Genomic DNA, 26554 nt, shown 5'->3' with positions numbered 1-26554 from the left:
AATCGGCAAATAAACTGAAAATAAGGGCCGCAAAAGGTCCGGGACAAAAGGCACTCCGGTGGGTACGTCGAGCAGGACAACCCCGACAGTGGCGGTATTGATGGGCGGCCCCTCTGCAGAGCGCGAGGTCTCGCTGTCCAGTGGGCAAGCCTGCGCAGCCGCGCTAAGGGAAAGAAACTACAATGTGATCGAGGTCGACGCTGGCCCCGATCTTGCTGCCGTTTTGACACAGATAAAGCCTGACGCCGTTCTCAATTGCCTGCATGGCCGCTGGGGCGAAGATGGCTGTGTGCAGGGTTTGCTGGAATGGCTGCAGATCCCTTACAGTCATTCGGGTGTGTTGTCTTCTGCGCTGGCGATGGACAAACAGCGCACCAAGGAGATTTATCGCAGTGTTGGCCTGCCGGTTGTGCAAAGCACGATAGCCGCCGCCGAGGATGTGCGCCGCGACCACGTGATGACGCCACCCTATGTGGTCAAACCCAATAACGAAGGATCCTCCGTCGGGGTCTATCTGGTGGGCGCCGAGAACAACGGCCCGCCGCAACTGGGCCCGGAGATGCCAGAGTTTGTGATGGTCGAGGCTTTCGCGCCGGGGCGCGAATTGACCACGACTGTGATGGGACAGCGGGCGCTGACGGTCACGGATATCCTGACCACCGGCTGGTATGACTATGACGCGAAGTACAAAGAGGGCGGATCGTCCCATATCGTGCCGGCCGATGTCCCGACCGAGATTTTTGAGCTTTGTCTTGAGTATGCCTTGCGGGCGCATAACGCCTTGGGATGCCGGGGCGTCAGTCGCACGGATTTCCGTTGGGACGAAAGCAAGGGCGCCGATGGTCTGGTGCTGCTTGAGACCAATACCCAGCCGGGCATGACTGCCACGTCACTGACGCCGGAACAGGCGGCGGCTTGCGGCATGTCTTTCCCTGAGCTTTGCGCCTGGATGGTGGAGGACGCGACATGTTCCCGCTGAGCCTGCGCCGTTCCTCGGCCAAACCGGCCAAAGCAGACCCCGCGCCATCGCGCTGGTCCTGGCGGATGCAGCGGTTGATGCTGACGCCGGGGTTCCGGCTGGCACTGCGGGCGGGTGTTCCGTTTTGCCTGACCTTGATGGCCGCCACGATTTACCTGTCCAACGAAGAGCGCCGCGAGGCGATTGCGCTGGCGGTGTCGGACGCACGGCGCAGCATTGAAGAGCGCCCGGAATTTATGGTCAAACTGATGGCTGTGGATGGGGCGACCGGCGCGCTCGCGGCAAATGTGCGGGCGCTGGTGCCGGTGGAATTTCCCGTCAGTTCTTTTGATTTGGATGTCACAACCCTACGCCAGCAGATCACCGATCTGGACGGGGTCAAGAATGCCAGCGTGCGGATCAAACCAGGCGGTATTTTGCAGGTGGATGTGACGCCGCGCATTCCGGTTGCGGTTTGGCGCACCGAAGACGGTTTGGTTCTGGTGGATGAAGGTGGCGCACGGGTCGAAGTGGTTGACAGCCGCGCGGCGCGTCCCGATTTGCCGTTGATCGCCGGGCAGGGGGCGCAGGCAAAGGTGCCCGAGACATTGCGCCTGATCAACGCAACCGCGCCTATTGGAAAGCGACTGCGCGGTTTGGTCCGTGTGGGCGAACGGCGCTGGGATGTGGTTCTGGACCGCGACCAGCGGATCATGTTGCCCGAAACCGGCGCGGTTCAAGCGTTGGAGCGGGTGATCGCGCTGGAAGGCGCACAAGAGGTTCTCAGCCGGGATGTGTTGGTTGTGGACATGCGGTTGGCCCAGCGGCCGACCGTCAGGATGAGTGAAGAAGCCACAAAACAATGGTGGCAGATCAAACAGATTTCGGGCCAGTGATGCTGGACCCGCGACATGAGGCGGTGAGACGATGACAAATCTATATGACAGCCAACGGTCTATGCGGCACATGCGGAAACTCGCCATGCAGCGCGGTGTTGTCGCCGTTCTGGATGTAGGCAGTTCCAAGATCGCCTGCCTTGTTCTGCGCTTTGACGGGGCGGGGCAGTTGGGCGACGAGGGTGAGATCGGATCGCTGGCGGGGCAGTCGGGCTTTCGGGTTATTGGCGCCGCGACGACACGGTCTCGCGGGGTCCGCTTTGGCGAGATATGCGCGATGGGCGAAACCGAACGCGCCATCCGCACCGCATTGCAGGCCGCCCAAAAGATGGCCGGCATCCGTGTGGATCACGTGATTGCCTGTTTCTCCGGGGCCGAGCCGCGCAGCTACGGGCTGGACGCGCAGATCGAACTGGACGGGCAAACCGTGTCCGAACAGGATGTCGCCCAGGTTCTGGCCGGATGCGAGGTGCCCGAATACGGCGAGGGCCGCGAAGTGCTGCATGCCCAGCCCGTGAACTTTGCGCTGGACCATCGGTCGGGGCTCAGCGATCCGCGCGGACAATTGGGCAATACCCTTTCGGTGGATATGCATATGCTGACGGTCGATGCCGCAGCGGTACAGCATCTGGCCCATTGCATCAAACGTTGTGATCTTGAATTGGCTGGCATTGCCTCTTCTGCCTATGTCTCGGGCATTTCGGCACTCGTCGAGGATGAGCAAGAGCTGGGCGCGGCCTGTATCGATATGGGGGGCGGATCAACCAGCGTGTCTGTTTTCATCAAGAAACATATGATTTTTGCAGATTGCGTGCGCATGGGCGGTGATCACGTCACCAGCGATATTTCCATGGGCCTTCAGGTGCCAACAGCCAATGCCGAACGGATCAAGACATTTTATGGCGGCGTGCATGCCACCGGCATGGACGACCGCGAGATGATCGAGATCGGCGGCGACACGGGCGATTACGAACATGATCGCCGCACCGCCAGCCGCGCCGAATTGATTGGCATCATGCGGCCACGGGTCGAAGAGATCCTCGAAGAAGTGCGCGTGCGCCTTGATGCGGCAGGCTTTGACCATCTGCCGAGCCAGCAGATCGTTTTGACCGGCGGCGGCAGCCAGATCCCCGGCCTGGACGGGCTGGCGAGCAAGATTTTGGGACAACAGGTGCGCCTTGGCCGGCCCTTGCGCGTGCATGGGTTGCCGCAGGCCGCAACCGGGCCGGGCTTTGCCTCGGCGGTAGGGCTGTCGCTCTTTGCGGCGCATCCTCAGGACGAATGGTGGGACTTTGCGATCCCGGCGGACAGCTATCCGTCTAAGTCGCTCAAGCGGGCCGTAAAATGGTTCCGAGACAATTGGTGACCGCAATATGCGGTGGATGACCCGAAATGCATGGTAAATCGGCGAAAAAATGCCCATATTTAGCTGGTTTTAATCGATTTATGGGTGACGATGGGGCTGCAGGCCGTTAAGATTACCGGCAATTGGTGGCGAAATAAGCCTGCGAACGTGGGCAAATAAACAGGCGGACAGCATTATGACACTCAATCTTTCCATGCCCGGGCATGATGACCTGAAACCACGGATCACCGTTTTCGGTGTCGGCGGCGCAGGCGGCAACGCGGTCAACAACATGATCGACAAATCGCTCGAAGGCGTCGAATTCGTGGTTGCGAACACCGACGCGCAGGCTTTGCAGCAAGCCAAGGCGGAAAGCCGGGTGCAGTTGGGTATCAAAGTGACCGAAGGCTTGGGCGCGGGCGCACGGGCCAGCGTTGGCGCGGCCGCTGCCGAGGAAAGCATTGAACAGATCGTCGATCATCTGGCGGGTGCGCATATGTGCTTTATCACCGCAGGTATGGGCGGCGGCACCGGCACCGGTGCAGCCCCGATCATCGCCCAGGCGGCGCGTGAACTGGGCGTTTTGACCGTTGGCGTTGTGACCAAACCCTTCCAGTTTGAGGGTAACAAACGGATGCGCCAGGCCGAAGAGGGTGTCGAAGCCCTGCAAAAGGTCGTGGACACGCTGATCATCATTCCAAACCAGAACCTGTTCCGTTTGGCGAATGAAAAGACCACCTTTACCGATGCCTTCTCGATGGCAGATGACGTGCTTTATCAAGGGGTTAAGGGCGTTACGGATCTGATGGTCCGTCCCGGCCTGATCAACCTCGACTTTGCCGACGTGCGGGCCGTAATGGACGAAATGGGCAAGGCGATGATGGGCACAGGCGAGGCTGATGGCGAGGATCGCGCCATTCAGGCCGCTGAAAAGGCCATTGCCAACCCGCTGCTGGACGAAATCAGCCTGCGCGGAGCCAAGGGCGTGTTGATCAATATCACCGGCGGTCAGGATCTGACCTTGTTCGAACTGGACGAAGCGGCGAACCGCATTCGCGAAGAAGTTGACCCGGATGCGAACATCATCGTCGGGTCCACCATGGACGATTCCCTGGGCGGCATGATGCGCGTCAGCGTTGTGGCAACAGGCATTGACGCGGTTGAGGTCAACACGGACATCCCGGTGCCGCGCCGATCCATGAGCGCCCCCTTGAAGCCGCAGACCGTGGCCGAAGAGGCACCTGTTGATGTGGCCGATGAAGCGCCAATGACGGCTGAGACCGCACAGGCGGAAGATCAGGCGCCGCTCTTTGAGGATCTCGACGTGCAACGTGCCGCCGAGGAAGAGCAGGTCGACCATCTGTTTGCCGAAGACACCAATGATGCGGATGACCTGCCACCACCGGCCTATCAGCCGCAGGTCGCGGCCTTTGAACCCCGTCAGGAAGAAAGCCTTGAGGCCGAGCCTGATACCTTTGTGGCCCCGCGTGCCCCCGCACCTGGCACCCCGTCTCCAGAGGCGCTGGCACGTTTGCGGGCCGCGGCTCAGAAAGCCGCACCAGAGCAACAGCGAGCGCCCGCCGCGGCACCACAGGTTGCGCCGCAGGCTGAAAAACCACGCTTTGGCATCAACTCGCTGATCAACCGGATGACCGGCCACGCAGAGGGCGAAGCGCAGCAGCGTCCGGCCCGCCAGCAGCCGCAAATGCAGCCCCATCAGGGGCAGGCCGCAGCCGCGCCGCAGCCGCAGGAAAGCTCCGATCCGGATCAGGAACGGATCGAGATTCCCGCGTTTTTGCGCCGTCAGGCGAACTAAGCGCCTCACAAATGATCAAGGAAGGGTCGCTTTTTGGCGGCCCTTTTTCGTTTTTAATCAGGGTCTTGGTTTGTCATTGGCGTCTTTGCGCTCAATCATTACAGCCATGTTTCAGTCCGTTACAAAGATTGAGTTGAGACTGCGGTGTCCGCCCCTTACTTCCATGGCAACCGCTGCGGCGGGATTCGGATACAGGCGGACTGCGTGCAGAATACGATCAAATCTTCCATCAGCTTTACGGGCAAGGGCCTGCACTCGGGTGCACCGGCCACAGTGACCGTGCGCCCCGCCGGGGCCCATCACGGTATCTGGTTTTCCCGGAGCGATGTTTTGGTCGGTGACCGCCTGATCCCCGCACGTTGGGACGCGGTGAACCGTTCGCCATTGTGTACCAAGCTGGAAAATGCCTCGGGTTTGGCTGTTTCGACGGTTGAGCATCTGATGGCGGCGTTGGCTGGTTGCGGCATCCACAATGCAATGATCGACATCGACGGACCGGAAGTGCCAATCCTTGATGGCTCTGCGATCCCGTTTGTGCGCGGTTTCATGCAGCGTGGCATTCGCCAGTTGTCCGCGCCTGTGATGGCGTTTGAGGTGCTCAAGACCGTCACTGTCCGGGATGGTGAAGCGACCGCAACAATCGCGCCGGCCGACACGCTGCGCATTGATTTCGAGATCGATTTCGCTGACGCGGCCATTGGCCATCAGAAGAAATCCCTGGTGATGAACAACGGCTCATTTGCCCGCGAGCTGTGTGACAGTCGCACGTTCTGCCGCCAAGCGGATGTGGATGCGATGCAGGCCAATGGTCTGGCGCTGGGTGGCGATTCTGGTGAGAACGCGGTTGTTTTTGACGGTGACCGTGTCATCAGCCCGGGCGGTCTGCGCTATGCGGATGAGCCTGTGCGTCACAAGATGCTGGACGCATTGGGTGATCTGGCTTTGGCGGGAGCGCCACTTTTGGGCCATTATACGGGTTTTCGTGCGGGCCATTCCCTGACCAACACCTTGCTGCGCGCACTCTTTGCCACACCCGGTGCTGTGCGGCTGATCACCTGTGATGCACAGACCGCAGCGCGGCTGCCGGGTGCGGGCCTGATCTGGGACGAAATTCCGCAGGTTGCTTAGGGTCGGGACGCAACAGTTGCGATGTTGCAGCTATTGCCATTGAAGCGTGGCCCAAGTGCATGTAATTCCATACAGATAACGGTGGCGGCGCGTCAATTCCTCGGACTTTTCCGTGAGGTACACCACAAAGTGCGGAATCGGCGTTTTGCAACGCAAATTATTGTGCTAGGCAAGGTCGCAAGAAGGGTCGGGTGACCATGTGTTTAACGATACAAAGGGTGGGGGCATGACAGTGGCGGGGTCGCGTAAGCGGATGATCGGTGCGGTGCTTGTGGTTGCGGCTTTGACGGCTTGCGGCGCACGGGATGCCGGGCGCACCACAACAAGTTTCTTCAACCCTCAGGAAATCCCGCTTGAGACCTATTCTGCCGAACAGATCTTTGAACGGGGCGAGTTTGAACTGAACCGCCGCCGCCCCAAAGAGGCCGCTTTCTACTTCGCCGAGATTGAGCGGCTCTATCCCTATTCGGATTGGGCCCGCCGCGCATTGATCATGCAGGCCTTTGCCTATCACAAGAACAAGGACTACCCCGACAGCCGGTCTGCGGCGCAGCGTTTCATCGATTTTTACCCCGATGATGACGATGCCGCCTATGCGCAATATCTGCTGGCACTCAGCTATTATGACCAGATTGACGAAGTGGGCCGTGATCAGGGGCTGACCTTTCAGGCGTTGCAATCGTTGCGTGACGTGATCGAGAAATACCCAGACAGCGAATATGCCAAATCGGCGATCTTGAAATTCGATCTGGCCTTTGACCATCTGGCGGGCAAAGAGATGGAGATCGGCCGCTATTACCTGCGCCGGGATCATTACACCGCTGCGATCAATCGTTTCCGCGTTGTGGTGGAGGATTTCCAGACCACAACCCACACTGCCGAAGCCTTGCATCGTCTGGTCGAAGGATATCTTTCGCTTGGCCTGACAAACGAGGCCCAGACCGCGGCGGCGATCCTTGGCCACAACTACCGATCCACGGATTGGTATGAGGACAGCTATAAACTGCTGACCGGGCAGGGGCTTGAGCCGAAGTTCTTTAAGGACAACTGGCTGGGCAAGATTTACCGCCAGACCATCAAGGGCGAGTGGTTGTAACGCGTGGGGTAATTCCCCACTCTACGGGCTGATCTGATGCTGCGCGGGCTTGATATATCGGACATGCTGATCATTGACCGGCTGGAGCTTGGCTTTCAACCGGGGTTGAATGTGCTGACCGGTGAAACCGGTGCGGGCAAGTCTATCCTTCTGGATTCTTTGGGATTTGTTCTGGGTTGGCGCGGCCGCGCCGATCTGGTGCGCCAGGGGGCGGAGCAGGGCGAGGTCACAGCATGGTTCGATCTGGCCGAGGGGCACCCGGCCCGTGCTGTTTTGCAAGAGGCGGGATTGCCTGATGGGGATGAGTTGATCCTGCGGCGGATCAATGGCCGCGACGGGCGCAAGACCGCCTGGGTCAATGACCGGCGCTGTTCGGGCGAGGTGTTGCGGGCACTGTCCGAAACCCTGGTGGAATTGCACGGGCAGCATGACGACCGCGGTTTGCTGAACCCGCGCGGGCACCGGGCCATTCTGGATGATTTTGCCGGCAACGGTGCGGCACAAATCAATGTGCGCAAGGCATGGTCTGCGCTTGCGGCGGCGCGAAAAGCTGCAAAGATCGCAGCAGATGAACGCGAAGCTATTGAAGCCGAAGAAGAATTCTTGCGCCATGCGGTGGCCGAACTGGACAAGCTGGACCCACAAGAAGGCGAAGAGGCCACGCTGGATACCAAACGCCGGATGATGCAGGGCGCGGAAAAGATCCGCAGCGATGTGGTCAACGCCTATGAGATGATGGGCCAGAACGGTGCGGAGCGGCAATTGGGCGATGCGCTGCGCTGGCTCGATGGTGCGGCCGCACAGGCCGAAGGGGCGCTTGAGGCACCGATGGCGGCGCTGAACCGGGCGATGATGGAACTGGACGAGGCGATGTCCGGCGTGGCTGATGCGATTGATGCGATGTCCTTTAACCCGATTGAGCTGGAAGAGGCCGAAGAGCGCCTGTTTGCCATTCGCGGACTGGCGCGCAAACATGATGTGGCCCCCGACGATCTTGCCGGATTTGCCGATACCCTGCGGGCCAAGCTGGATGCATTGGACGCAGGCGAGGCAGCGCAGGCCGCGCTTGAACAGGCTGTCCGCGATGCCGAAGCTGCTTATGAGGCCGCAGCAGAAGCATTGAGCCGGAGCCGCGCCAAGGCCGCGGCCAAGCTGGACAAGGCTGTCGCGGCAGAGCTGGCCCCTCTCAAGATGGAGCGGGCGGTGTTCGAAACCCAAATCACCGCCGAAGATCCCGGCCCGGACGGACGCGATGGCGTGTCCTTTACCGTGGCCACCAACCCCGGTGCGCCCGCTGGCCCGCTGGGCAAAATCGCCTCTGGCGGTGAACTCAGCCGCTTTTTGCTGGCGCTCAAGGTCTGCCTGACCCAAGGCCAGTCGGGGCTGACCCTGATCTTTGACGAAATTGACCGCGGTGTGGGCGGGGCAACCGCCGATGCGGTCGGGCGACGTCTGTCGGCGCTGGCCGAGGGAGGGCAGGTTCTGGTTGTCACCCATTCGCCGCAGGTGGCCGCCCTTGGGGCGCATCACTGGCGCGTGGCCAAAGGCGTGGCCAAGGGGATCACCACCTCAACCGTGGTGCCGTTGACCCCTGCGGACCGGGTGGACGAAGTGGCGCGGATGTTGTCGGGGGACGTGATCACCGACGCCGCCCGCGCCGCCGCCGAGGCCTTGTTGGCGGGGTAGGCGGGATGGGGCAATGTCATAAGTCTTTGCTCCGATCTGATCGATCCTCGTTGCCGGTGGTGACATGACCGAACGCCCGCCTTCCTTTCTTGCACAGCAGTTTGACCAGGCGGTCTGCGCCTGCCGTGATGGTCTCAAGGTCATTCGCACCCGTGGTCCGGGCAAGATCACCTTTTGGTTTATTGCCCTGTTGATCGGCATCGCCGCCGGTTTCGCAGCACTGTTTTTTCGTAAAGGGATCAATTGGCTACAGGCCACTCTTTACGGAACGGAAGATGTGCAGAACCTGCATAGTTTCCTCACCGGAGTGCCGTGGTATTATATCGTTTTGATCCCCACCATTGGCGGGTTGATTGTCGGGCTGATCCTGCATTTCTTCACCCATGATGCGCGGTCGCGGTCCGTCAGTGACGTGATCCTTGGCGCGGCGATGCATGATGGCCGGGTCGAGACCCGCGCCGGGCTCGCCTCGGCGCTGTCGTCAATGATCACCCTCAGCACCGGTGGGTCGTCGGGGCGCGAAGGGCCGGTCGTGCATCTGGCGGGGGTGATTTCCACATGGGTCAGCCGCCGGATAAACGCCGATGGTATAACGGGGCGGGATCTGCTGGGATGCGCAGTGGCGGCGGCGGTATCGGCCAGCTTCAACGCCCCCATTGCAGGGGCCTTGTTCGCGCTTGAGGTGGTGCTGAGGCATTTTGCCGTACATGCCTTTGCACCCATCGTTATTGCATCTGTAGCGGGCACAGTGATCAACCGCTGGGAGTTTGGCGGCGTCACCGAGTTTATCCTGCCGACCTATGGCGATCTGCAATTCTATGTCGAGCTGCCCGCGTTCCTGCTGCTGGGGCTCACTTGCGGTTTGGTCTCTGTGGTCTTGATGCGGGGAATCTTTTGGGCCGAAGACTTTGGTGATGTCATTGAAAAGGCGACAAAATTGCCGCGATGGCTGCGCCCGGCGGTGGCGGGGGCGATCCTTGGCGTCATTGCGATCTGGTTTCCGCATATCATTGGCGTGGGCTATGAAACCACGTCTCACGCACTGACCGGCCAATTGGTGTTGCACGAGGCAATCATCTTTGCCGTGCTCAAGGTGGCGGCGGTTTCCATCACCTTGGGCGGGCGCATGGGCGGCGGGGTGTTTTCGCCCTCGTTGATGATCGGTGCGCTGACGGGCCTGGGCTTTGGCCTGATTGCCACCGGCGTGTTTCCCGATGTCTCCGGTTCGTCCTCGCTTTATGCGCTGGCGGGTATGGGCGCGGTGGCCGCAGCGGTGCTGGGTGCGCCGATTTCCACCACATTGATCGTCTTTGAGCTGACCGGGGATTGGCAAACCGGTCTTGCGGTGATGGTCGCGGTCAGCATGTCTACCGCGCTGGCCTCGCGCATCGTCGATCGCAGTTTCTTCCTGACCCAGATCGAGCGGCGCGGCATTCATCTGGCCGCAGGGCCGCAGGCTTATCTGCTGTCGATGTTCATGGTGGCGCGGATCATGCGCCGGCCGGATGATCCGAGGGCGGCGGATGACGCCGCCTGTTGGGATCTCATCAACGAAGGCACCTATATCGACGGCACCGCCACGCTTGAAGCTGCGCTGCCGGTGTTTGAGCAATCAGGCGCACGGTTCATTCCGGTCGTGACGCTCAGCTCGGATGCGCCTCCCGAACTGCTCGGGGCGTTGTTCCACGTCGATGCGCTTAAGGTCTACAACAGGGCCCTGGCCGCCACAGCGGCAGAAGAACACTCCTGACCCGGTGCGGGATCAGATCTGTTCGACGGTGATTTCCTCGATGGGATAAAAGGCAAGATGATCCTTGATCGCCGCCACGGCCTCATGCGGGTTTTCGTAGGACCAAACCGCATTCTCCAGCGTTCGGCTTTTGGTCACCACAGAGAAATAGCGGGCATCACCCTTGTGCGGGCAATGGGTGGTTTTGTCCGTTTCATCCAGAAACGCCATGGCAATATCGCTGCGCGGGAAATAGACAACCTCGGGATAATCGCCCTCTTGCAGGATCAGGGCATTGGTGGTTTCGCCCAGAACGGCACCACCGGCACGCACGGTCCAATTGGCATCGGATTGTGTAATTGTGATGTGATCGGCCATGCTGTTTCTCCCCAAAAGCGTTCTTCTTCCCCGTCAAATCGGGGCGGTGGCAGCATCCAACCATAGTTTTGTAACAGGCGATACCCGCGGGCCGATTTTTTCTGCAACCTCGGCGTGGTAGGCATTGAGCCATGTACGCGCCAGCGGGTCCAACAGTGCAGGCAGGATCAGCCTCCGGTCGATGGGCGCAAAGCTGAGCGTGCGCCAATGCAGCATTTTACGGTGCGCGTCGCCGCCGGCCAAATCTGGTGCGTCTTCGACCACCAAAAGGTTCTCGATCCGGATACCAAAGGCGCCCTCGCGGTAATAGCCCGGCTCATTCGACAGGATCATGCCCGTATCCAGCGGCACATGACTGAGTTTGCTGAGCCGTTGTGGCCCCTCATGCACGCTGAGATAAGCGCCAACGCCGTGCCCCAGCCCGTGATCGAAGTCTTGCCCAGCCAGCCACAGCGGCATGCGGCCAATCGCCTCGATATCACGTCCCGCCAGCCCGCGCGGCCAGCGCAGGCGGCTCATGGCAATCATTCCGGACAGAACGCGGGTGAAGGCAGCGCTGGCCTCTTCAGGTGGTGTGCCGATGGCAATGGTGCGGGTGATGTCGGTGGTGCCATCGAGATATTGCCCGCCGGAGTCCAGCACCAGCAGATGACCGTCTTCCAGGCGGCTGTCACTGTCTTCGGTCACGCGGTAATGCATGATCGCGCCATTAGGGCCGGTGCCTGCGATGGTTTCAAAGCTGATGTCCTGCAGCGCATTGTCCTTGCGCCGCGCTGCCTCCAACTGGCTGACCACCTGTGTCTCTGTCAGGCTGCCCACGGGCTGCGCGTCCAGCCAGGCCAGCACTTCGCAGAGCGCGGCCCCGTCGCGCAGATGCGCCTGAGCTGATCCGGCGATCTCGGCGGCGTTCTTGCAAGCCTTGGGCAGGGCGCAGGGATCATCGCCAAAGACCGCAGCATCGCGCAAAGCTTCGGCCAGAATGACCGGAACGCTTTGCTTTTCGATGCGCACCGGGCCTTTGAGCTGTTGCAGAAAGGTGATCAGTGTTTCGGGGTTATGTACCGTGACTTCCGCCCCCAGATGGTCTGTTGCCGCTTGCAGCTTGGAGGCGGCAGCGAACAGATCCACCGCGCCGTCCTGATGCAGCACCGCAAAGCCATGCATCACCGGATTGCGCGGAATATCCGCGCCGCGCAGGTTCAGCAGCCAGCACAGGCTGTCGGGCAGGGTGATCAGGGCTGCGGAATGGCCTGCCTTTTGCAAAGACTTGCCCAGCCGTGCCCGCTTGTCCTCATGGCTTTCGCCAGCAAACTCAATGGGGTGTACCTTGGCCGGTGCCATCGGCGGGGCAGGTTGATCCGCCCGGATCCGGTCCACCAGATTGGCGCAGGTCCGCATTTCTATACCGGTGCCGGATAGTGCCTCGGCCAGTTGTTCCAGCTGTCCTGCGGTGTGCAGCCAGGGGTCAAACCCAACTGCGCCGCCGCTGGGCAATTGGTCCTTGAGCCACTGCGCCAAAGACATTTCCGGCCATGGCACCGGTGTAAATTCTGCCGCGACCTGCGTCTTGACCTGTGTGCGATAGCGCCCGTCAATGAACACGCCCGCCACGTCTTTCAGCGCCGCACAAAAGCCTGCCGAGCCGGTAAACCCGGTCAGCCAGGCCAGCCGGTCATCACGGGGGGCAACATATTCGCCCTGATGGGCATCGGCGCGGGGAATGAGAAACCCATCAAGGCCCTCTGCGGTCAACTCTTGGCGCAGCGCGGCCAGACGGGGAGGCCCCTGTTCCGGGCGTGCGGTGACCTCGAAACTCTGGAACATCCGCCCCTCCTTCATTTGGCTCAAAAAACTCAATCCAGCGCTCTCAACTGGCTCGGCGAATACCCATGACGCGGGCCCGTGCCCGTGGATCACTGTCAAACAGCGCCGCCAGTTGTTCGGTCATTGCACCGGCCAATTGCTCCACATCGGTGATCGTCACCGCGCGGTCGTAATAGCGCGTGACGTCATGGCCGATACCGATGGCCAGCAGTTCCACAGCCTTGCGTTTCTCGACCATGGCGATCACATCGCGCAGATGCTTTTCCAGATAATTGGCGGGGTTCACCGACAGGGTGCTGTCATCCACCGGCGCCCCGTCCGAGATCACCATGAGGATCTTGCGGGCTTCATGCCGCGCCAGCATCCGGCGGTGCGCCCATTCCAGCGCCTCACCGTCGATGTTCTCCTTCAGCAGGCCTTCTTTCATCATCAGCCCCAGATTGGGCCGGGTCCGCCGCCACGGGGCGTCAGCGGACTTATAGATGATGTGGCGCAGATCGTTCAGGCGACCGGGCTGCACCGGGCGACCTTCGTTCAGCCACGCCTCGCGAGCCTGCCCGCCTTTCCAGGCGCGGGTGGTAAAACCGAGAATCTCGACCTTGACGTTACACCGCTCCAACGTGCGGGCCAGAACATCGGCACAGATCGCGGCGATGGAAATCGGCCGACCGCGCATGGAGCCTGAGTTGTCGAGCAGCAGCGTCACAACCGTGTCGCGGAATTCGGTGTCTTTCTCGACCTTGAAGGACAGCGGCGTCGTGGGATTGGCCACAACCCGCGCCAACCGGCCCGCGTCCAACATGCCCTCTTCAAGGTCAAATTCCCAAGACCGGTTCTGCTGGGCCTGCAAACGGCGTTGCAACTTGTTGGCCAGACGGCTGACCGCGCCCTTGAGCGGCTCAAGCTGCTGGTCGAGATAGGCCCGCAGGCGTTCAAGCTCTACCGGCTCTGCCAGATCTTCGGCACCAATCACCTCGTCGTGGGTGTCCATATAGACCAGATAATTGGGATCCGCGTCCGAGACCGGCTGCGGAGCAGGCGGCTCAAGCGGGGCCTCGCCCTCTGGCATCTCGGCCTCTTCGCCCAGTTCCTGATCGGCCATTTCGTCCATCGAGACCTGCGCCTCGGCGCTGTCTTGCTGTTCTTCCTGGCTTTGCTCGGCGCTGCCTTCGGCGTCGTCTTCGTCCTGATCGTCCTCGCCGGTGCTGTCGGGGTCTTGTTCTTCCTCCGCGCCTTCTTCGGCCTCGTCTTCCATGTCTTCGTCAAGCTGGTCGGGATCATCGCCCAATTGATCGCCATAACCCAGATCGCTGATCATCTGGCGGGCGAATTTGGCAAAGGCGGATTGGTCTTCCAGAATATCCCCAAGGGTGTCCAGCGTACCGCCGGCCTGTTCCTCGATATAACCGCGCCACAGCTCCATCGCGTTGTCCGCGCCGGGGGGCAAGTCGCGCCCGGTGGCCAGATGTCGCACCAGATAGCCCGCAGCGGTGGCCAGTGGCACGTCACTGGCCTGTCTGGCCTGATCATAGCCCTTGCGCAGGGCGTCATGTTTGATTTTGACGTCGATATTACCTGCGGTGCCGGGCATGTCGCGCGCGCCCACCGCTTCGCAGCGGGCGGTCTCCATGGCCTCGTAAAGATCGCGCGCCATTTCCCCTTGCGGGGCATAGCGTGCGTGGGTCTGGCCGTTGTGATAGCGCCGGTTCAGCGCCAGCGCATCGGCGGTTCCACGGGCCAGCAAGACCTCTTCGCGGGTCATGCGGCGGGTCACTTGCGGCAGGCGCATGGTGTCGCCGGACAGGCCGGAGGGATCTACCGAATAGCTGACCGTCAGTTCGGGATCATTGGCCATGACCTTGGACGCTTCGGCAAGCGCCTTTTTGAACGCATCTGCGGGATTGTCGGATGGTTTAGACATTGGTTGCCCCCATTGCATGCTCGTTCAGATCAGCCGCCCCCGTGGCCAGCTTGACCAGAAGGTCGATATGTATGTCTAGCGCGTCAATCACCCGATAGCCAACATCGCGCCCGTCAAACGCAAGGTTCAGATCGGTGCCTGCCAGAACGACGGCATCCGCGCCAGCGTCGATCAGGCTTTGACCCTGCTCAAAGAAATAGCTGCGCTGCGCGTCGGTGCAGATGCTCGACAACGCCATATCGAGATAGGTTTGGCCCGCGCCGGCGATGTCATCGGGCGCAATGGCCGCGGTGTTCTCAAGCTGGCCGTATAATTTTGTGCGCATCACCACTGCCGTTCCCAACAAGCCAACCGTTTTGATGCCCTGCTGCGTGAAGTATCCGTCCAGCGGGGTCACACCGCTGATCAACGGCAATGCGGACAGCGGCACGGTTTCCTCAATGCAGAAATGCCCCCCCAAAGAGGTGATCACCGCACAATCGGCCCCCGCCGCCTTGAGCCGGTCAATCAATCCCGCATAGACCTTTGCCTGCGCGGCGCGGTCATCTGCCAGATTGTTTTTCACCAGAACATTGGCATCCGCGTTGACGATGGTCAGCTCCAGCGGCTGCCCCAATGCGCGCAGGGCAGACGTCAGTTTTTGATAATAGACAACCGTGGATGCCGGACCGATGCCGCCGATCAAACCTAAGTGCATGACGCCTCCTTAGGCTTTGGCTTACCCCAAGCTAACGCTGGCCGCGCTTTCGGGCAGTTCCTCATCGAACAGACGCTGATAGAACTCCGCCACCGTCTGGCGCTCCAGCTCGTCACATTTGTTGAGGAAGGACAGGCGGAAGGCATAGCCGACATTGCGGAAAATTTCGGCGTTCTGGGCCCATGCGATGACGGTACGTGGCGACATCACGGTGGAAAGCTCACCATTCATGAAGGCCGTACGCGTCAGGTCCGCAACAGTCACCATCTGCTTGACCATTTTACGGCCCGCTTCGGTGTTGTAATGCGGGTTCTTGGACAGAACGATCGCGGTTTCTGCATCAATGCTGAGATAGTTCAGCGTCGCCACCAAAGACCAACGGTCCATCTGCCCCTGGTTGATCTGCTGTGTGCCGTGGTAAAGGCCAGTCGTGTCACCCAGACCCACGGTGTTGGCGGTCGCAAAAATGCGGAAATAAGGGTGGGGCGTGATCACCTGGTTCTGGTCCAGCAGGGTCAGCTTGCCGTCCACTTCCAGAACACGCTGGATCACGAACATCACATCGGCGCGGCCTGCGTCATATTCATCAAATACAATCGCGGTCGGGTTGCGCAGCGCCCAGGGCAGGATGCCTTCTTGGAAGTCTGTAACCTGCTTGCCGTCCTTGAGCTTGATCGCGTCCTTACCGATCAGGTCGATCCGGCTGATGTGGCTGTCGAGGTTGACGCGCACTGCAGGCCAGTTCAGGCGGCTTGCCACCTGTTCGATATGGGTCGATTTGCCCGTGCCGTGATAGCCCTGGATCATCACGCGGCGGTTGTGGCTAAAGCCTGCAAGGATCGCCAATGTCGTATCGGGATCGAACTTGTAAGTGCTGTCAAGATCCGGCACGCGGTTGGTGCGTTCGGCAAAGCCTTTTACAACCATGTCCGTATCAATACCGAAAACCTCGCGGACGCTGATTTCTTCGGTTGGTTTGGTGTCGATATCCAGCGCGCCGTCGGCCATCTGTCCTGTCCTTTTCTCTGGTGCGCCCCAAAGGGCGGCTCAAGCCGGACCGTTGTTCACCATTCGTCCGATGGGTGCAAGGGTTGGGCTAATGGTTTGTCAGACTTTAAGGCCAGTTATTTGGTGCAACATTGCGTCACGGCAACCTGGGCACATCCACAGGCCGCCAAAATGGGCCGATCCGCGCGGGCATTGGCCAGATCGAGGCGCAATTTGATATGGGGTGCCTCTTCGGTTTTTCCCTGTGCGGTCAGACAGTCATAAAGCCCGCGCAACGCCCAAACGTTGTCCGGATGCACGCAGGCACGGGGCAGGCCGGGGGCAAGGCCGAGATCCTCGCGAAAGACCTGTTCGGCCTCGGCATATTGCCCTTGTTCATAAAGCAACGCGCCAAGGGCATGGCGGGTGGGCTGGATCCAGCCCCAGGGTTCGTCATAGGGCAGGGCATCATCCAGCGCCACGGCCCGGCGCAGATGCGCAAAGGCGGTGTCATAGTCGCGCTTGCGATAGGTCAGCTCCCCTCGCAGCATGGCCTCGGCCACGTCCAACAGGTCAACCCCGCGCACATTATGCGACAGGCGGCTTTCCGGCACACGCGCCTTGGCGGCCAGAAACACCTCAAGCTGCGACTCGGCTTGCGGTACATTGCCAAGCGCGGAATGGGCCAGCGCCTTGGCGTATTCGATAAAAGCCGTGGTCATACAATAAAGTTCGGTATCGGCCGGCAGATCCAGTTCCAGGATCTCGTTCCACATGCCAAAGCGGATCAGGACATGGGGCTCTTTGCCCAAGGCCGTTTCGAAATAATCGGCCATCGGGGGTGACTTGATCTCCAACAGCTCTGGCGGGACGGTCTCTGCCATTTGCCGCACGGCCTGCATGGCTGGCTCAAACTGTCCCAGAAACATCGCGCCGCAGATCACAAAGTGATAATTGTGCTGCCGGTAGCCGGTGTAAATGTTGAACGCGCCTTCTGCCTCGTAATATTTCAGATCGGCCTCGATCGCCTTTTCGTTCCAACGCACGACGTTTTCATAATGCCCGCACAGCACGTCGATATGGGTGGGCATATGCACCAGATGGCCCGCATCGGGCACCAGAGTGCGCAGGACATCCGCCGCCTTCAGCGCCTTTTCGGGGAAGGGGGACATTTCCATCAGGTGAACGTAGAGATGCAGGATGCCGGGATGCGCCATGCCGCCGGGCATGGCCATGTGCCGCTCCAGCACCTCTTGCGCCTCTTCGGTCGCCGCATCAAAGGCTATTGCGCCGGTTTCGAGGTTCCACATGTTCCATGGGGTCAGGTTCATCAATGCATCGACAAAGATGGTGGCGATGTCGGCGTCATGGGGAAAGGCGTGGTGAACCGCGCGCATCGCATCGGCAAAGTCATAATCCCACTGGTGCATGTCCTCGATCACCTCCCGCTGTGGATAGCGTGCGGTGAGCGCGTTGATCAGGGCCGCTTCCGGCGGGGACGCATGGGCAATCTGCGCCAAGGCGGCTTGGGTGGCGTCATAGGACGCGGCAAGCGCCTCCGCCCGGCCTTTGTCATCGAACAGATCCCAGGACATGTTGTAATTGGGACCGGCCGCATAGGCATGCCCCCAAAAGGCCATGGCGCAATGCGGATCTGCGGCGGCGGCCTTGATAAAGCAGGCAACCGCCTCTTCGTGGTTAAATCCGTAGATCCAATTGAGGCCGCGATCGAACCATGTCTGCGCGTCCGCTGCGCCAGTCGTCACGGTGCGGCCGTATCGGCCCAAATCATAAGGGTAATTCATCTGCGCGGCTCCTGCGGTTTGGCGCAGGATGCCAATTGCAATGGGTTTTGCCCAGACCCGGCAGATGAAAAAACAAAAGGACCGCCGGGGCGATCCTTTAAGGTTTTGATATCAATCTGATATATTCAGATCAGTCCTTGAAATTCCGGCTGCCTTTGATCTGGTCCCATGCCCATACAACCTCTTGCAGCTGCTCTTCCTGGGACCGGTCGCCGCCGTTCATATCGGGGTGAAGCACCTTGATCAGAGCCTTGTAGGCCTTGCGTACCTCGGGCTTGGACCATGTGTCCTTGGCTTCAAGTATTTCGATGGCGCGGCGTTCGGTGGGGGGCAGGCGGCGGCCCGCCTGTGGCCCGCGACCGGGGTTCTGAGTCGCGTTCTTACCCAGAACCTGATGCGGGTCTTCAATCCCAAGACGTGCCCATGCGCGCGCTTCGGGATCGCCCAGCGGCTTGGTCTTGCGTTCCCACACCTTGTCTTCGGACATCTGGGCGTTCATTTCGGCCTCGGTGGTGCCGTCAAAGAAGTTCCACTTGAGATTATATTCGCGCACGTGCTGCTGGCAGAACCAGAAATAATCGTCCAGAACATCGGGTGCTTTGGGCGCGCGGAACTTTCCCGCCTCCTCGCATCCCTCATGATCGCAGATCCGTGTCGATGTCTCGGACGCGCCGGACATGCCACGGCGACCGCGCGGATTTTTCTTTTTCGATGTGGACACGGACATGTCAAATCCGAACGGATCTGGTTTGGGCATAGTGATAGACCTTTTAGACTCAGGCGGCAGAGTTTAGACTTTGTGCAGCGAGATTGAAGGGGCTTCGGAAAAAAAATGTCGAAAACGCAAGAGATCGAAGACCGGCTGACCGCTGCCTTTCCCGATGGCGAGGTTCTGGTGGTGGATGACAGCGAAAGCCATCGCGGACATGCGGGCTATCAAGAGGGGGGCGAAAGCCATTTCAATGTGCGCATCCGGACCAAGGATTTTGAAGGCAAAAACAGGTTAGCGCGGCACCGGGCGGTTCACGCCGCACTGGGGCCGGAGCTGATTGCCCGGATTCACGCGCTGGCACTTGATTTGGACGTTTAAGAGCGCCTCTTAATTATCTGATTTTGTTTTATTTCTTGCCTTTGCAAGAACCTCAAGTGGTGAGCCGATACCGGCCACATCATCAGTGTCTTCAACGCCGTTATCCACAGGGTTGTCCACAGGTGTTTTGGGCTGTTCATCGGGTTTTTCTGTAGCCTTGTCCTCAGCTTTTTCAGGAGCCAATTCCGAGGGCTTTTCCGCCTCAGACTCCCCGGCCGTTTCAGGCTTTTCGGGGGCAGGATCTTTGGGCATTTCCACTGGCACAGGGGCAGGCAACAGTTCAGGCGTAAAGGCCTCGGTCTGGGTTTCCACCGCGCGGCGGAACACCAAAACGTGACGCCACTCTGTTGTTGATGATGTCAGACCGGACCGTTCGACACTCGGCAGCGTTTCCGCACGCTGGTATTCCCAGCCATCGCCACCAAGTGTGTTCATCAGCGCTTGAAGCGCATTGGAAAACCGGGCCTCCGGTGTCCGTAATCCCTTCGCTTTGAGACCTTTTGTCGGGGCGGGCACAACTTTGTATTCGTAACGGGGCATAGGAACATCTCTTTAAAATCTGCGCGCTGTCTACCTTATGACGCGCCCAAAGGGAATGTTATCCGTTCATGGGGCAAGCAAACTGGCCAATGCGCCGCGATTGGCAGAGACATCGGCGAGGCTATAAGGGTCCAACGCGGCAAAGAACGCCTCCTTGGCCTGGGCCAGCGGATCGCGCAGACCGCAGGCAGATTCGATGCGGCATTGGCAGTTCGGGCCAAAGCATTCCACCACCGGCTCGTCCTCTTTGAGATGACGAATGACCGCGCCGATGCTGATCTCATCTGCCGCCCGAGCCAGAGTTAACCCACCTGCGCGGCCCCGTTCGGAACGTAGAAACCCGCCCCGCACAAGGGCAGAGGCCACTTTGGACAGGTGGTTTTCAGACAGGTTATAGACCTTTGCGATGCGGGCCACCGCCATCTTTTCTGGGTGGTGCACCGCCAGCGCCATCAGGATGCGCAGGGCATAGTCTGAGAATTTATCGAGCTGCATGGCTTTATTTAGCATTTACAATGCGTATTTAGAAGCGTTATAAAAGCCGCATCGAAAATACCGATTATAGGTGCGACATGACTCTATCAGATCTTATCCTTTGGCCTGGAACCCAGTTTTGCAAATGGATCGGGGTGGAGCCGACCTCGGACGCGGGCTTGATCCGCTGGATGATCAATACCTTGGTCTACACCGTCGTGATGTTGATCGCCGTTTGGGTGTTTGCCGTATGAGCCTTCCGCCGAGATTTGACGTGGATGCGGATGAGATCATCCGCGTTGTGCGCAGTTTCTACAGCGCCGTGCGGGACGATCCGGTACTAGGGCCTGTGTTTGGCGGCCATGTTGCCGATTGGCCCAGCCACGAGGACAAGATCGTTCTTTTCTGGCGCAATGCGATCTTGGGAGAGCGGTGCTATTCGGGCAATCCCATGCAGGTTCATCTCAAGGCCAAATCGGTGCATCCCGACCATTTTACAGGTTGGCTCACCTTGTTTGACGAGGTGTTGCAGCGCGAGTTGCCGCAAACATCCGCACAGGCATGGTCGGCGCTTGCGCACCGGATCGGGCAGGGGTTGCGGTCTGGCCTGTTGGCGCAGCGCGGCGGGTTCGGAGCGCTGCCGGATCTGGGGTGATCAGGTCTTGCGCTTGATCCCGATGCTGCGGCCCACACGGTCTGGAAGAGGCATTTCGCCTTGCCCGGCCTTGAACGCCGCCAGCTTTTTCTGAATGTCGTCCGGCATCGGTGCCACGCGCGGGCCGGATTGATCAACATGCAGCGTCAGCCCTTCGGCAGTCGCTGCACGCCAGCCATCCGAATGCCACATCTCTTGATAATAATGGAAACGTTTCTCATCATAATCAATCAATTGCAGCGTGACCGTGACCTCGTCGCCCTCATGCAATTCGCGCAGATAACAGATGTGGCATTCCGCAACATAGGTGGTGCAGCCGGTCTTTTGATACTCTGGCCCAAAGCCCAACTGCTCGTATGCGTGATCCACCGCGTGATCAAACAACACGTTGTAATAGGCCATGTTGAGATGGCCGTTGAAATCAATCCACTCCGGCAAAACCTTGAGCGGACGGGATCGGAAAAGCTGGGTCATTGGCGCTCCTGCGGGTGGCCCCGTTTATGAGTTCAGCTTTTTCGCGACCAGTTGGTTCACAGCCTTTGGATTGGCCTTGCCGCCAGTTGCTTTCATCACCTGACCCACAAACCAACCTGCCAGTTTGGGGTTTTCCTTGGCCTTGGCGACCTGATCAGGGTTGGCGGCGATGATCTCGTCCACTGCGGCCTCGATGGCGCCGGTGTCCGTGACCTGCTTCATGCCTTCGGTCTCGACAATCTCGCCCGGCTCGCGGCCCGTGGTATAGCTGATTTCAAAGACGTCCTTGGCGATTTTGCCAGAGATTGCGTCAGATGCGATCAGATCCACGATGGCACCCAAATGTGCGGGGGACACCGGGCTTTGTGTGATGTCCCTGTCGTCTTTTTTCAGGCGGCCGAACAATTCGTTGATCACCCAGTTCGCAGCCATCTTGCCGTCACGGCCTTTGGCCACGGCTTCGAAATAGCCCGCCGAATCCAGATCTGCGGTCAGCACCGAAGCGTCATAATCGCTCAGCCCGAAGTCGCTGATAAAGCGAGATTTCTTCGCGTCTGGCAGTTCGGGCAGATTGGCCGCGATGTCATCCACCCAGGCCTGTTCAATCTCAAGCGGCAGCAGATCGGGATCAGGGAAGTAGCGATAATCATGCGCCTCTTCCTTAGACCGCATGGACCGCGTTTCCTGTTTGTCTGGGTCAAACAGGCGGGTTTCCTGCACAACTTCGCCGCCCGCCTCGACAATCGCGATCTGGCGGCGCGCCTCGATTTCAATCGCCTGCTGGATAAAGCGCATGGAGTTCATGTTCTTGATCTCGCAGCGGGTGCCGAGGTGGGAAAAGTCCTGTGTTTCCTGATACTTCTCATACTGGTCCGGACGGCAGATTGACACGTTTACATCGGCCCGCATCGCGCCCGACTGCATGTCACCGTTGCAGGTGCCCAAGTAGCGCAGGATCTGGCGCAGCTTGCCCAGATAAGCGGCGGCCTCTTCGGGGCCGCGAATGTCGGGCCGGCTGACAATCTCCATCAGGCAGACGCCCGTACGGTTCAAATCCACAAAAGACATGTTCGGATCCATGTCGTGGATGGATTTGCCTGCGTCCTGTTCCATGTGGATGCGTTCCACCCGGACCAAACGCGCGGTGCCATCGCCCATCTCAACCAGAACTTCGCCTTCACCGACAATCGGTTCATAAAGCTGGGAGATCTGATAGCCCTGCGGCAGATCGGGATAGAAATAGTTTTTCCGGTCAAAGGCAGATTTCAGGTTGATCTGCGCCTTCAGGCCAAGGCCGGTGCGCACCGCCTGTTCCACACAATATTCATTGATAACCGGCAACATGCCGGGCATGGCGGCATCCACGAAAGCCACGTTGCTGTTCGGCTCTGCACCGAATTTGGTCGAGGCACCTGAGAACAATTTGGCGTTGGATTGCACCTGTGCGTGCACCTCCATCCCGATGACCAGTTCCCAGTCATTCTTGGCCCCCGCGATCACGCGTGGTTTTGGGGTGTCGTAAGTCAGATCAAGCATGGAAGGCCCTCGTGCGTTGGCGAACGTCGAAGGTCATAGGACAGGGGGCGGGGTGCTGCAAGAGGCTGCGGCTTATCCGGCGCGTGCAATTGGCCCTGTGTCGGTGAAAACGATACGTTTTCCGGCCGCTATTTCGCGTTGGAAGAGTTTTGTGATGATCCGCACGGCATCTTCGCGGCCCGCTTCGGCAAAACGTGTGGCAGAGCGGATGCGCAGATTGTTGTCAAACCCGCGGGCGGCATGGGCCCAGATCATCGGGTGCAGTTCGGTCAGGTGGCGGCGCACAATCCAATGGGCGCAATCCGCGATTTGCGAGCGGATCTGATCCACATCATCATTGCCGGAGATCGCCTGCCCAATGGCATTGGCGCAATAGGCGGCCAGCAGATTGGCAGTATATGGATCGGGGCGGCGTTCAAGGATGTCGTGCAAGCCCTCGATAAAGAACGGCAAATCGAGGTTGGCACAGGCACCTTCGTCGTTGAAGATCGCGTCGAAATAGACCCAGGTGTAGGCACCGGCGCCCCATGTGTCAGTGGTGCGGGCGGCGGTGCGGCGTGCCTCCAGTTCCAGCTCATCATAAGAGCCGTACCAGCGCGGCAACAGGTGGTTGCCCATCGCCCGCATCACACGCGGGTTGGCAGGGTTCAAATCAATCAGCTTTTCATAGCGGTCTGCCACCGGTAGCCTGCCGGGCGCAGTGCCGCCCAAGAGGGCACATGCCGTGCCCGCCAAGAGCGCCGATTGGTGGATTTGAATATTAAAGTCAGAGATGATGTCAGTGGCCCGGTCAAAATGCGCAGCAAAGGCGTTGGCATTCAGTTCCGGTACATCCCCGTCCCAGCCGTTGCCGCGCCAGGCCCAGCCGATGTCCATATGCGCCTGGGCGACGATCGACCCGATGATGTGATCACCCTTGTTTTCTGCCAACACATGTTCCAGCGCTTCAATCCCGGCCAACAGGGGCGCGCCCTTGGCTGGTTTTCCATCCATCAAGGCATGTTCAGCGGCGGCAACAACATCGGCGCGGGCGCCATATGCCATGAGATCGGCCACCGGCATCGCACCCGGTGTCATTTCGCGGCGCATGTCCGCATCTTTGATGGTTTGGGTCAGCTCCGCCCAGCGTTCCTGGCGCACCAAGGCCTGCGCCTGCCGGATGTGGCGGTCGCGCAGGGTGTCTTCGGCGGTGGGATCAGGGCATGCAATGCGCAGCGTGTCACGTTTGACCAGGGGCGCCAGCGGGACAATCGGATCCATCGCGTCCTCTTGCCGGCGAGATTTGCCGCGACGGGTGCCAACACGCGATTTATCGAGCAGCCCAAGCAGGGGGCTGGCGTGTTTTTGCAGAATGTCGTTCAGCGTTTTCATCACGGGTTTGGTCCTGGCGATTTGTGTTCGAGGTCCAATCTGCCCCTGATTTGGGGCGGAACCATGACCGCTGTGGGGTGTTCTCGCGGAGAAATCGGGCCGGAACCCGCTCTATGGCGTGGTCTGGCGCAGAATGTGCCGGATTGTTGCAAAGGGCAGGACAGTTGCGCAAATGCCGCCTTTTTGTCGCCCTGAAGGGTTAAGGCGCGTTAAGAAACTTGAAAATGGCATCGTGGGGCACCCATAGTTTCGCGATGAAGTTTACGTTCCTTGGGGGGGCGCTGGCGATCTGGATTGGTGCGGGGGGTGTCCTTGCACAGACGGACACGCCTGTTGCAGTGGCATTGGTGGCCCCGTCCGATCAGAGTATGCCAATAGATGCGGGGCTCAAAAAGCTGCGTCCGCCGCTGCGCCGGGCCGCGCTGCCGCGCACGCGTTGGCAACATATGAAGGGCCACGCCACATGGACGCGCGGCGCCTTGTCTGCGCTGGCGACCCATGGCAGGCCGCTGGTCGAACTGGTGCCTGCTGATATCGCCAAATGGTGCCCGGCCTATCCGGCAGCGGATGCACAGCAAAGGGCAGATTTCTGGGTTGGGTTCATGTCTGCACTGGCCAAACACGAAAGCACCTACCGACCTTGGGCCGTGGGCGGCGGCGGGCGCTGGTATGGCCTGCTGCAAATTCTGCCTGCAACGGCGCGGGGTTACAAATGCAATGCGCGGTCTGGCGACGGTCTCAAGAACGGTGCGGCTAACCTCAGCTGCGCGGTGCGGATCATGGCCCATACTGTGCCGCGTGACGGGGTCATCCATGGCTATCGTGGCCGCAAGGGGCAGGGGGTTACCGCCGATTGGGGCCCGATGCATTCTGCGGCCAAGCGCCGGGACATGGCCGGATGGCTGCGCAAGCAGGCCTATTGCACCCGTCTGGACAAACAGCGGCCCAAGGCGCGGCCTGAAACCCCGGACTACTGACGCAGTTGGAAATGGGTGCGCCGCACCTTGAGCCCCTGGGCGGTCAAAGCGTCCTCGAAGTCCTGATGTGGCGGCGTGCATTCAAATGGCAGGCGAATTTTGCGCCCGGTCTTGAGCACCGCAGTGGCCCGCACCGAAAAGTCCAGCCGCGTGTCCAGACGCATATGATCAATATCTTCCAGCGCGATCTCGGCGCTGCGGCGGCCGGTGAACCATCTGAGGTCGGTCTCTGACAGATCCAGCCCGCTTTGGGTGTCGCGGACCAAATCCCACAGCGCGGGCAGGGTGAAGGCCCCCAGGAAAGCGATGATCCACCACGCCGCTTCCAGCATCAAAAGAGCGGCAAGCAGCACCAGCCAGATCACCGCAAGCGTGATGAGCGTGCTGCGATTGCGGGCCGAGCGGCGAAAATGCAGCCCGTCCTCCATGGGATCAGCGGCCCCCGGTGACATTCAGAACCGATCCGGTGACGTAAGAGGCCTCATCCCCCAGCAGCCAGATCACCGCATTGGCGACCTCTTCGGCGCTGCCCGCGCGGCCCATGGGGGTGCTGCCGCCCAGCCGCGCGGCGCGGTCTGGCTGACCGCCCTTCATATGGATATCCGTTTCAATCAGGCCCGGCGCAATGGCCATCACCCGAATGCCATTTGGCGCGACCTCATCCGAAAGCCCCTTGGTGAAGGTGTCGATCGCGCCTTTGCTTGCGGCATAGTCGAGGTATTGATTGGCAGATCCAAGCCGTGCCGCAGCAGAGGAGATGTTGACGATCACCCCGCCGCCCGCAGGTTCCATCCTTGCCACGGCCCCCTTGGCCACCAGCATCGCGCCGATCACGTTGACATCAAATATCTGCTGCAGGCGGGCGTGATCCATGTCAGTCAGCCGCGCCGCCTCTGCGACAATGCCCGCGTTGTTGATCAGCACATCCAACCGCCCGAAATGTTGATCGACCGCCCTGTACATGGCTTCAATGGCTTCAGGGTCTGCCACGTCCAATTGCAGGACGACCACCTTTGCCCCGGCTGCACGGGCTTTGCCGGCAACATTCTCTGCGCCCTTGGGGTCAGAGTTGTAGGTCAGCGCCAGATCGTAGCCACGGCTGGCCGCCAGTGTTGCGCAGGCCGCACCGATGCCCGCAGAAGCGCCCGTGATGAGACAAACCGGACGCATC

General features: G+C 60.1%; 26 protein-coding genes. 12 read left to right on the top strand and 14 right to left on the bottom strand.

All coding sequences use genetic code 11. The annotated features are described in order from the left end of the window. The first annotated feature begins 100 nt into the window (after positions 1-100). From JNX03_RS06565 to JNX03_RS06530, 8 genes are all read left to right on the top strand, one after another. Entirely contained in the window at positions 101-979 is an 879-nt protein-coding gene (locus JNX03_RS06565) for a D-alanine--D-alanine ligase (RefSeq protein WP_231024158.1), read from the top strand. Further along, positions 967-1854 (top strand): cell division protein FtsQ/DivIB, encoded by an 888-nt coding sequence (locus JNX03_RS06560; protein WP_203211601.1) that lies wholly within the window; start codon positions 967-969, stop codon positions 1852-1854. The genes JNX03_RS06565 and JNX03_RS06560 overlap by 13 nt, the downstream gene beginning before the upstream one ends. A gap of 31 nt (positions 1855-1885) precedes the next feature. Then, positions 1886-3220, top strand: coding sequence for a cell division protein FtsA (ftsA, locus tag JNX03_RS06555; protein WP_203211600.1), 1335 nt, complete (start codon positions 1886-1888; stop codon positions 3218-3220). Between the two features lie 175 nt (positions 3221-3395). Further along, positions 3396-5015, top strand: a complete 1620-nt coding sequence (ftsZ, locus tag JNX03_RS06550) for a cell division protein FtsZ (RefSeq protein ID WP_203211599.1) — start codon at positions 3396-3398, stop codon at positions 5013-5015. A 204-nt stretch (positions 5016-5219) separates the two neighbouring features. Beyond that, a complete protein-coding gene (gene lpxC, locus JNX03_RS06545) occupies positions 5220-6143 on the top strand; it encodes a UDP-3-O-acyl-N-acetylglucosamine deacetylase (RefSeq protein WP_203211598.1) in 924 nt (307 codons plus the stop codon). Between the two features lie 226 nt (positions 6144-6369). Next, on the top strand, positions 6370-7239 hold the full coding sequence (locus JNX03_RS06540) for an outer membrane protein assembly factor BamD (protein WP_203211597.1): 870 nt from the start codon (positions 6370-6372) through the stop codon (positions 7237-7239). A 36-nt stretch (positions 7240-7275) separates the two neighbouring features. Further along, positions 7276-8925 (top strand): DNA repair protein RecN, encoded by a 1650-nt coding sequence (recN, locus tag JNX03_RS06535; RefSeq protein ID WP_203211596.1) that lies wholly within the window; start codon positions 7276-7278, stop codon positions 8923-8925. 64 nt (positions 8926-8989) lie between these two features. Then, positions 8990-10675, top strand: a complete 1686-nt coding sequence (locus tag JNX03_RS06530) for a chloride channel protein (RefSeq protein ID WP_203211595.1) — start codon at positions 8990-8992, stop codon at positions 10673-10675. 12 nt (positions 10676-10687) lie between these two features. Here JNX03_RS06530 and JNX03_RS06525 read toward each other — a convergent pair whose 3' ends face one another. From JNX03_RS06525 to JNX03_RS06495, 7 genes are all read right to left on the bottom strand, one after another. Then, positions 10688-11032: a DUF427 domain-containing protein gene (locus JNX03_RS06525; RefSeq protein WP_203211594.1), complete on the bottom strand. Its 345-nt coding sequence runs from the start codon at positions 11030-11032 to the stop codon at positions 10688-10690. Between the two features lie 33 nt (positions 11033-11065). Further along, positions 11066-12856 (bottom strand): aminopeptidase P family protein, encoded by a 1791-nt coding sequence (locus JNX03_RS06520; protein WP_203211593.1) that lies wholly within the window; start codon positions 12854-12856, stop codon positions 11066-11068. A 43-nt stretch (positions 12857-12899) separates the two neighbouring features. Next, positions 12900-14777 (bottom strand): cobaltochelatase subunit CobT, encoded by a 1878-nt coding sequence (gene cobT / locus JNX03_RS06515; RefSeq protein ID WP_203211592.1) that lies wholly within the window; start codon positions 14775-14777, stop codon positions 12900-12902. Further along, positions 14770-15474, bottom strand: a complete 705-nt coding sequence (locus JNX03_RS06510; protein WP_203211591.1) for an aspartate/glutamate racemase family protein — start codon at positions 15472-15474, stop codon at positions 14770-14772. The genes cobT and JNX03_RS06510 overlap by 8 nt, the downstream gene beginning before the upstream one ends. 21 nt (positions 15475-15495) lie before the next feature. Continuing rightward, entirely contained in the window at positions 15496-16482 is a 987-nt protein-coding gene (gene cobS, locus JNX03_RS06505) for a cobaltochelatase subunit CobS (RefSeq protein WP_203211590.1), read from the bottom strand. A 116-nt stretch (positions 16483-16598) separates the two neighbouring features. Further along, positions 16599-18266, bottom strand: coding sequence for a tetratricopeptide repeat protein (locus JNX03_RS06500; RefSeq protein ID WP_203211589.1), 1668 nt, complete (start codon positions 18264-18266; stop codon positions 16599-16601). Between the two features lie 130 nt (positions 18267-18396). Continuing rightward, positions 18397-19023: a J domain-containing protein gene (locus JNX03_RS06495; RefSeq protein ID WP_203211588.1), complete on the bottom strand. Its 627-nt coding sequence runs from the start codon at positions 19021-19023 to the stop codon at positions 18397-18399. Between the two features lie 75 nt (positions 19024-19098). Between JNX03_RS06495 and JNX03_RS06490 the strand changes: the two genes are divergently transcribed. Further along, positions 19099-19356, top strand: coding sequence for a BolA family protein (locus tag JNX03_RS06490; RefSeq protein WP_203211587.1), 258 nt, complete (start codon positions 19099-19101; stop codon positions 19354-19356). 9 nt (positions 19357-19365) lie between these two features. Here the strand turns inward: JNX03_RS06490 and JNX03_RS06485 are convergent, their stop codons facing one another. Both JNX03_RS06485 and JNX03_RS06480 read right to left on the bottom strand, forming a co-directional pair. Further along, a complete protein-coding gene (locus tag JNX03_RS06485) occupies positions 19366-19872 on the bottom strand; it encodes a DUF4177 domain-containing protein (RefSeq protein ID WP_244968376.1) in 507 nt (168 codons plus the stop codon). A gap of 90 nt (positions 19873-19962) precedes the next feature. Further along, positions 19963-20406 carry an RrF2 family transcriptional regulator gene (locus tag JNX03_RS06480; RefSeq protein ID WP_231024157.1) on the bottom strand — a complete coding sequence of 148 codons (444 nt, stop codon included), beginning with the start codon at positions 20404-20406 and terminating at the stop codon, positions 19963-19965. Positions 20407-20468: 62 nt separating this feature from the next. On the opposite strand from JNX03_RS06480, the gene JNX03_RS06475 reads away from it, so the two are divergent. Further along, complete coding sequence (locus JNX03_RS06475) at positions 20469-20624, top strand: hypothetical protein (protein WP_203211584.1); 156 nt, start codon at positions 20469-20471, stop codon at positions 20622-20624. Beyond that, entirely contained in the window at positions 20621-21025 is a 405-nt protein-coding gene (locus tag JNX03_RS06470; RefSeq protein WP_203211583.1) for a group III truncated hemoglobin, read from the top strand. The genes JNX03_RS06475 and JNX03_RS06470 overlap by 4 nt, the downstream gene beginning before the upstream one ends. Here the strand turns inward: JNX03_RS06470 and JNX03_RS06465 are convergent, their stop codons facing one another. The 3 genes from JNX03_RS06465 to JNX03_RS06455 form a co-directional block, all read right to left on the bottom strand. Then, positions 21026-21499 carry a thioesterase family protein gene (locus JNX03_RS06465; RefSeq protein WP_203211582.1) on the bottom strand — a complete coding sequence of 158 codons (474 nt, stop codon included), beginning with the start codon at positions 21497-21499 and terminating at the stop codon, positions 21026-21028. It abuts the gene before it with no gap. Between the two features lie 24 nt (positions 21500-21523). Continuing rightward, a complete protein-coding gene (gene gatB / locus JNX03_RS06460; RefSeq protein ID WP_203211581.1) occupies positions 21524-23035 on the bottom strand; it encodes an Asp-tRNA(Asn)/Glu-tRNA(Gln) amidotransferase subunit GatB in 1512 nt (503 codons plus the stop codon). Positions 23036-23107: 72 nt separating this feature from the next. After that, positions 23108-24406 carry a hypothetical protein gene (locus tag JNX03_RS06455; RefSeq protein ID WP_203212157.1) on the bottom strand — a complete coding sequence of 433 codons (1299 nt, stop codon included), beginning with the start codon at positions 24404-24406 and terminating at the stop codon, positions 23108-23110. A 224-nt stretch (positions 24407-24630) separates the two neighbouring features. On the opposite strand from JNX03_RS06455, the gene JNX03_RS06450 reads away from it, so the two are divergent. After that, positions 24631-25383: a transglycosylase SLT domain-containing protein gene (locus JNX03_RS06450; protein WP_419584926.1), complete on the top strand. Its 753-nt coding sequence runs from the start codon at positions 24631-24633 to the stop codon at positions 25381-25383. Here JNX03_RS06450 and JNX03_RS06445 read toward each other — a convergent pair. Both JNX03_RS06445 and JNX03_RS06440 read right to left on the bottom strand, forming a co-directional pair. Next, the gene (locus tag JNX03_RS06445) at positions 25377-25835 is read right to left on the bottom strand and encodes a hypothetical protein (RefSeq protein WP_231024156.1); all 459 of its coding nucleotides are present in this window, start codon (positions 25833-25835) and stop codon (positions 25377-25379) included. The two genes, JNX03_RS06450 and JNX03_RS06445, sit on opposite strands and share 7 nt — an antisense overlap. Continuing rightward, on the bottom strand, positions 25816-26553 hold the full coding sequence (locus JNX03_RS06440; protein WP_203211579.1) for an SDR family oxidoreductase: 738 nt from the start codon (positions 26551-26553) through the stop codon (positions 25816-25818). Before JNX03_RS06440 ends, JNX03_RS06445 begins: the two co-directional genes overlap by 20 nt. Between the last annotated feature and the right edge of the window lies 1 nt (position 26554).

Source organism: Sulfitobacter mediterraneus (assembly GCF_016801775.1).
Classification (GTDB): domain Bacteria; phylum Pseudomonadota; class Alphaproteobacteria; order Rhodobacterales; family Rhodobacteraceae; genus Sulfitobacter; species Sulfitobacter mediterraneus_A.
Note: the sequence above shows the minus strand (reverse complement) of the source record. Positions and strands in the feature narration are given on the sequence as shown.

What these genes read in the sequence shown, in the direction of transcription:
- JNX03_RS06565 (WP_231024158.1), top strand. Translation starts at nt 101, where the DNA reads ATGGGCGGCCCCTCTGCAGAGCGCGAGGTCTCGCTGTCCAGTGGGCAA.
- JNX03_RS06560 (WP_203211601.1), top strand. Translation starts at nt 967, where the DNA reads ATGTTCCCGCTGAGCCTGCGCCGTTCCTCGGCCAAACCGGCCAAAGCA.
- ftsA (WP_203211600.1), top strand. Translation starts at nt 1,886, where the DNA reads ATGACAAATCTATATGACAGCCAACGGTCTATGCGGCACATGCGGAAA.
- ftsZ (WP_203211599.1), top strand. Translation starts at nt 3,396, where the DNA reads ATGACACTCAATCTTTCCATGCCCGGGCATGATGACCTGAAACCACGG.
- JNX03_RS06540 (WP_203211597.1), top strand. Translation starts at nt 6,370, where the DNA reads ATGACAGTGGCGGGGTCGCGTAAGCGGATGATCGGTGCGGTGCTTGTG.
- recN (WP_203211596.1), top strand. Translation starts at nt 7,276, where the DNA reads ATGCTGCGCGGGCTTGATATATCGGACATGCTGATCATTGACCGGCTG.
- JNX03_RS06530 (WP_203211595.1), top strand. Translation starts at nt 8,990, where the DNA reads ATGACCGAACGCCCGCCTTCCTTTCTTGCACAGCAGTTTGACCAGGCG.
- JNX03_RS06525 (WP_203211594.1), bottom strand. Translation starts at nt 11,032, where the DNA reads ATGGCCGATCACATCACAATTACACAATCCGATGCCAATTGGACCGTG.
- JNX03_RS06520 (WP_203211593.1), bottom strand. Translation starts at nt 12,856, where the DNA reads ATGTTCCAGAGTTTCGAGGTCACCGCACGCCCGGAACAGGGGCCTCCC.
- cobT (WP_203211592.1), bottom strand. Translation starts at nt 14,777, where the DNA reads ATGTCTAAACCATCCGACAATCCCGCAGATGCGTTCAAAAAGGCGCTT.
- JNX03_RS06510 (WP_203211591.1), bottom strand. Translation starts at nt 15,474, where the DNA reads ATGCACTTAGGTTTGATCGGCGGCATCGGTCCGGCATCCACGGTTGTC.
- cobS (WP_203211590.1), bottom strand. Translation starts at nt 16,482, where the DNA reads ATGGCCGACGGCGCGCTGGATATCGACACCAAACCAACCGAAGAAATC.
- JNX03_RS06500 (WP_203211589.1), bottom strand. Translation starts at nt 18,266, where the DNA reads ATGAATTACCCTTATGATTTGGGCCGATACGGCCGCACCGTGACGACT.
- JNX03_RS06495 (WP_203211588.1), bottom strand. Translation starts at nt 19,023, where the DNA reads ATGCCCAAACCAGATCCGTTCGGATTTGACATGTCCGTGTCCACATCG.
- JNX03_RS06490 (WP_203211587.1), top strand. Translation starts at nt 19,099, where the DNA reads ATGTCGAAAACGCAAGAGATCGAAGACCGGCTGACCGCTGCCTTTCCC.
- JNX03_RS06480 (WP_231024157.1), bottom strand. Translation starts at nt 20,406, where the DNA reads ATGCTAAATAAAGCCATGCAGCTCGATAAATTCTCAGACTATGCCCTG.
- JNX03_RS06475 (WP_203211584.1), top strand. Translation starts at nt 20,469, where the DNA reads ATGACTCTATCAGATCTTATCCTTTGGCCTGGAACCCAGTTTTGCAAA.
- JNX03_RS06470 (WP_203211583.1), top strand. Translation starts at nt 20,621, where the DNA reads ATGAGCCTTCCGCCGAGATTTGACGTGGATGCGGATGAGATCATCCGC.
- JNX03_RS06465 (WP_203211582.1), bottom strand. Translation starts at nt 21,499, where the DNA reads ATGACCCAGCTTTTCCGATCCCGTCCGCTCAAGGTTTTGCCGGAGTGG.
- gatB (WP_203211581.1), bottom strand. Translation starts at nt 23,035, where the DNA reads ATGCTTGATCTGACTTACGACACCCCAAAACCACGCGTGATCGCGGGG.
- JNX03_RS06455 (WP_203212157.1), bottom strand. Translation starts at nt 24,406, where the DNA reads ATGAAAACGCTGAACGACATTCTGCAAAAACACGCCAGCCCCCTGCTT.
- JNX03_RS06450 (WP_419584926.1), top strand. Translation starts at nt 24,631, where the DNA reads ATGGCATCGTGGGGCACCCATAGTTTCGCGATGAAGTTTACGTTCCTT.
- JNX03_RS06445 (WP_231024156.1), bottom strand. Translation starts at nt 25,835, where the DNA reads ATGTCACCGGGGGCCGCTGATCCCATGGAGGACGGGCTGCATTTTCGC.
- JNX03_RS06440 (WP_203211579.1), bottom strand. Translation starts at nt 26,553, where the DNA reads ATGCGTCCGGTTTGTCTCATCACGGGCGCTTCTGCGGGCATCGGTGCG.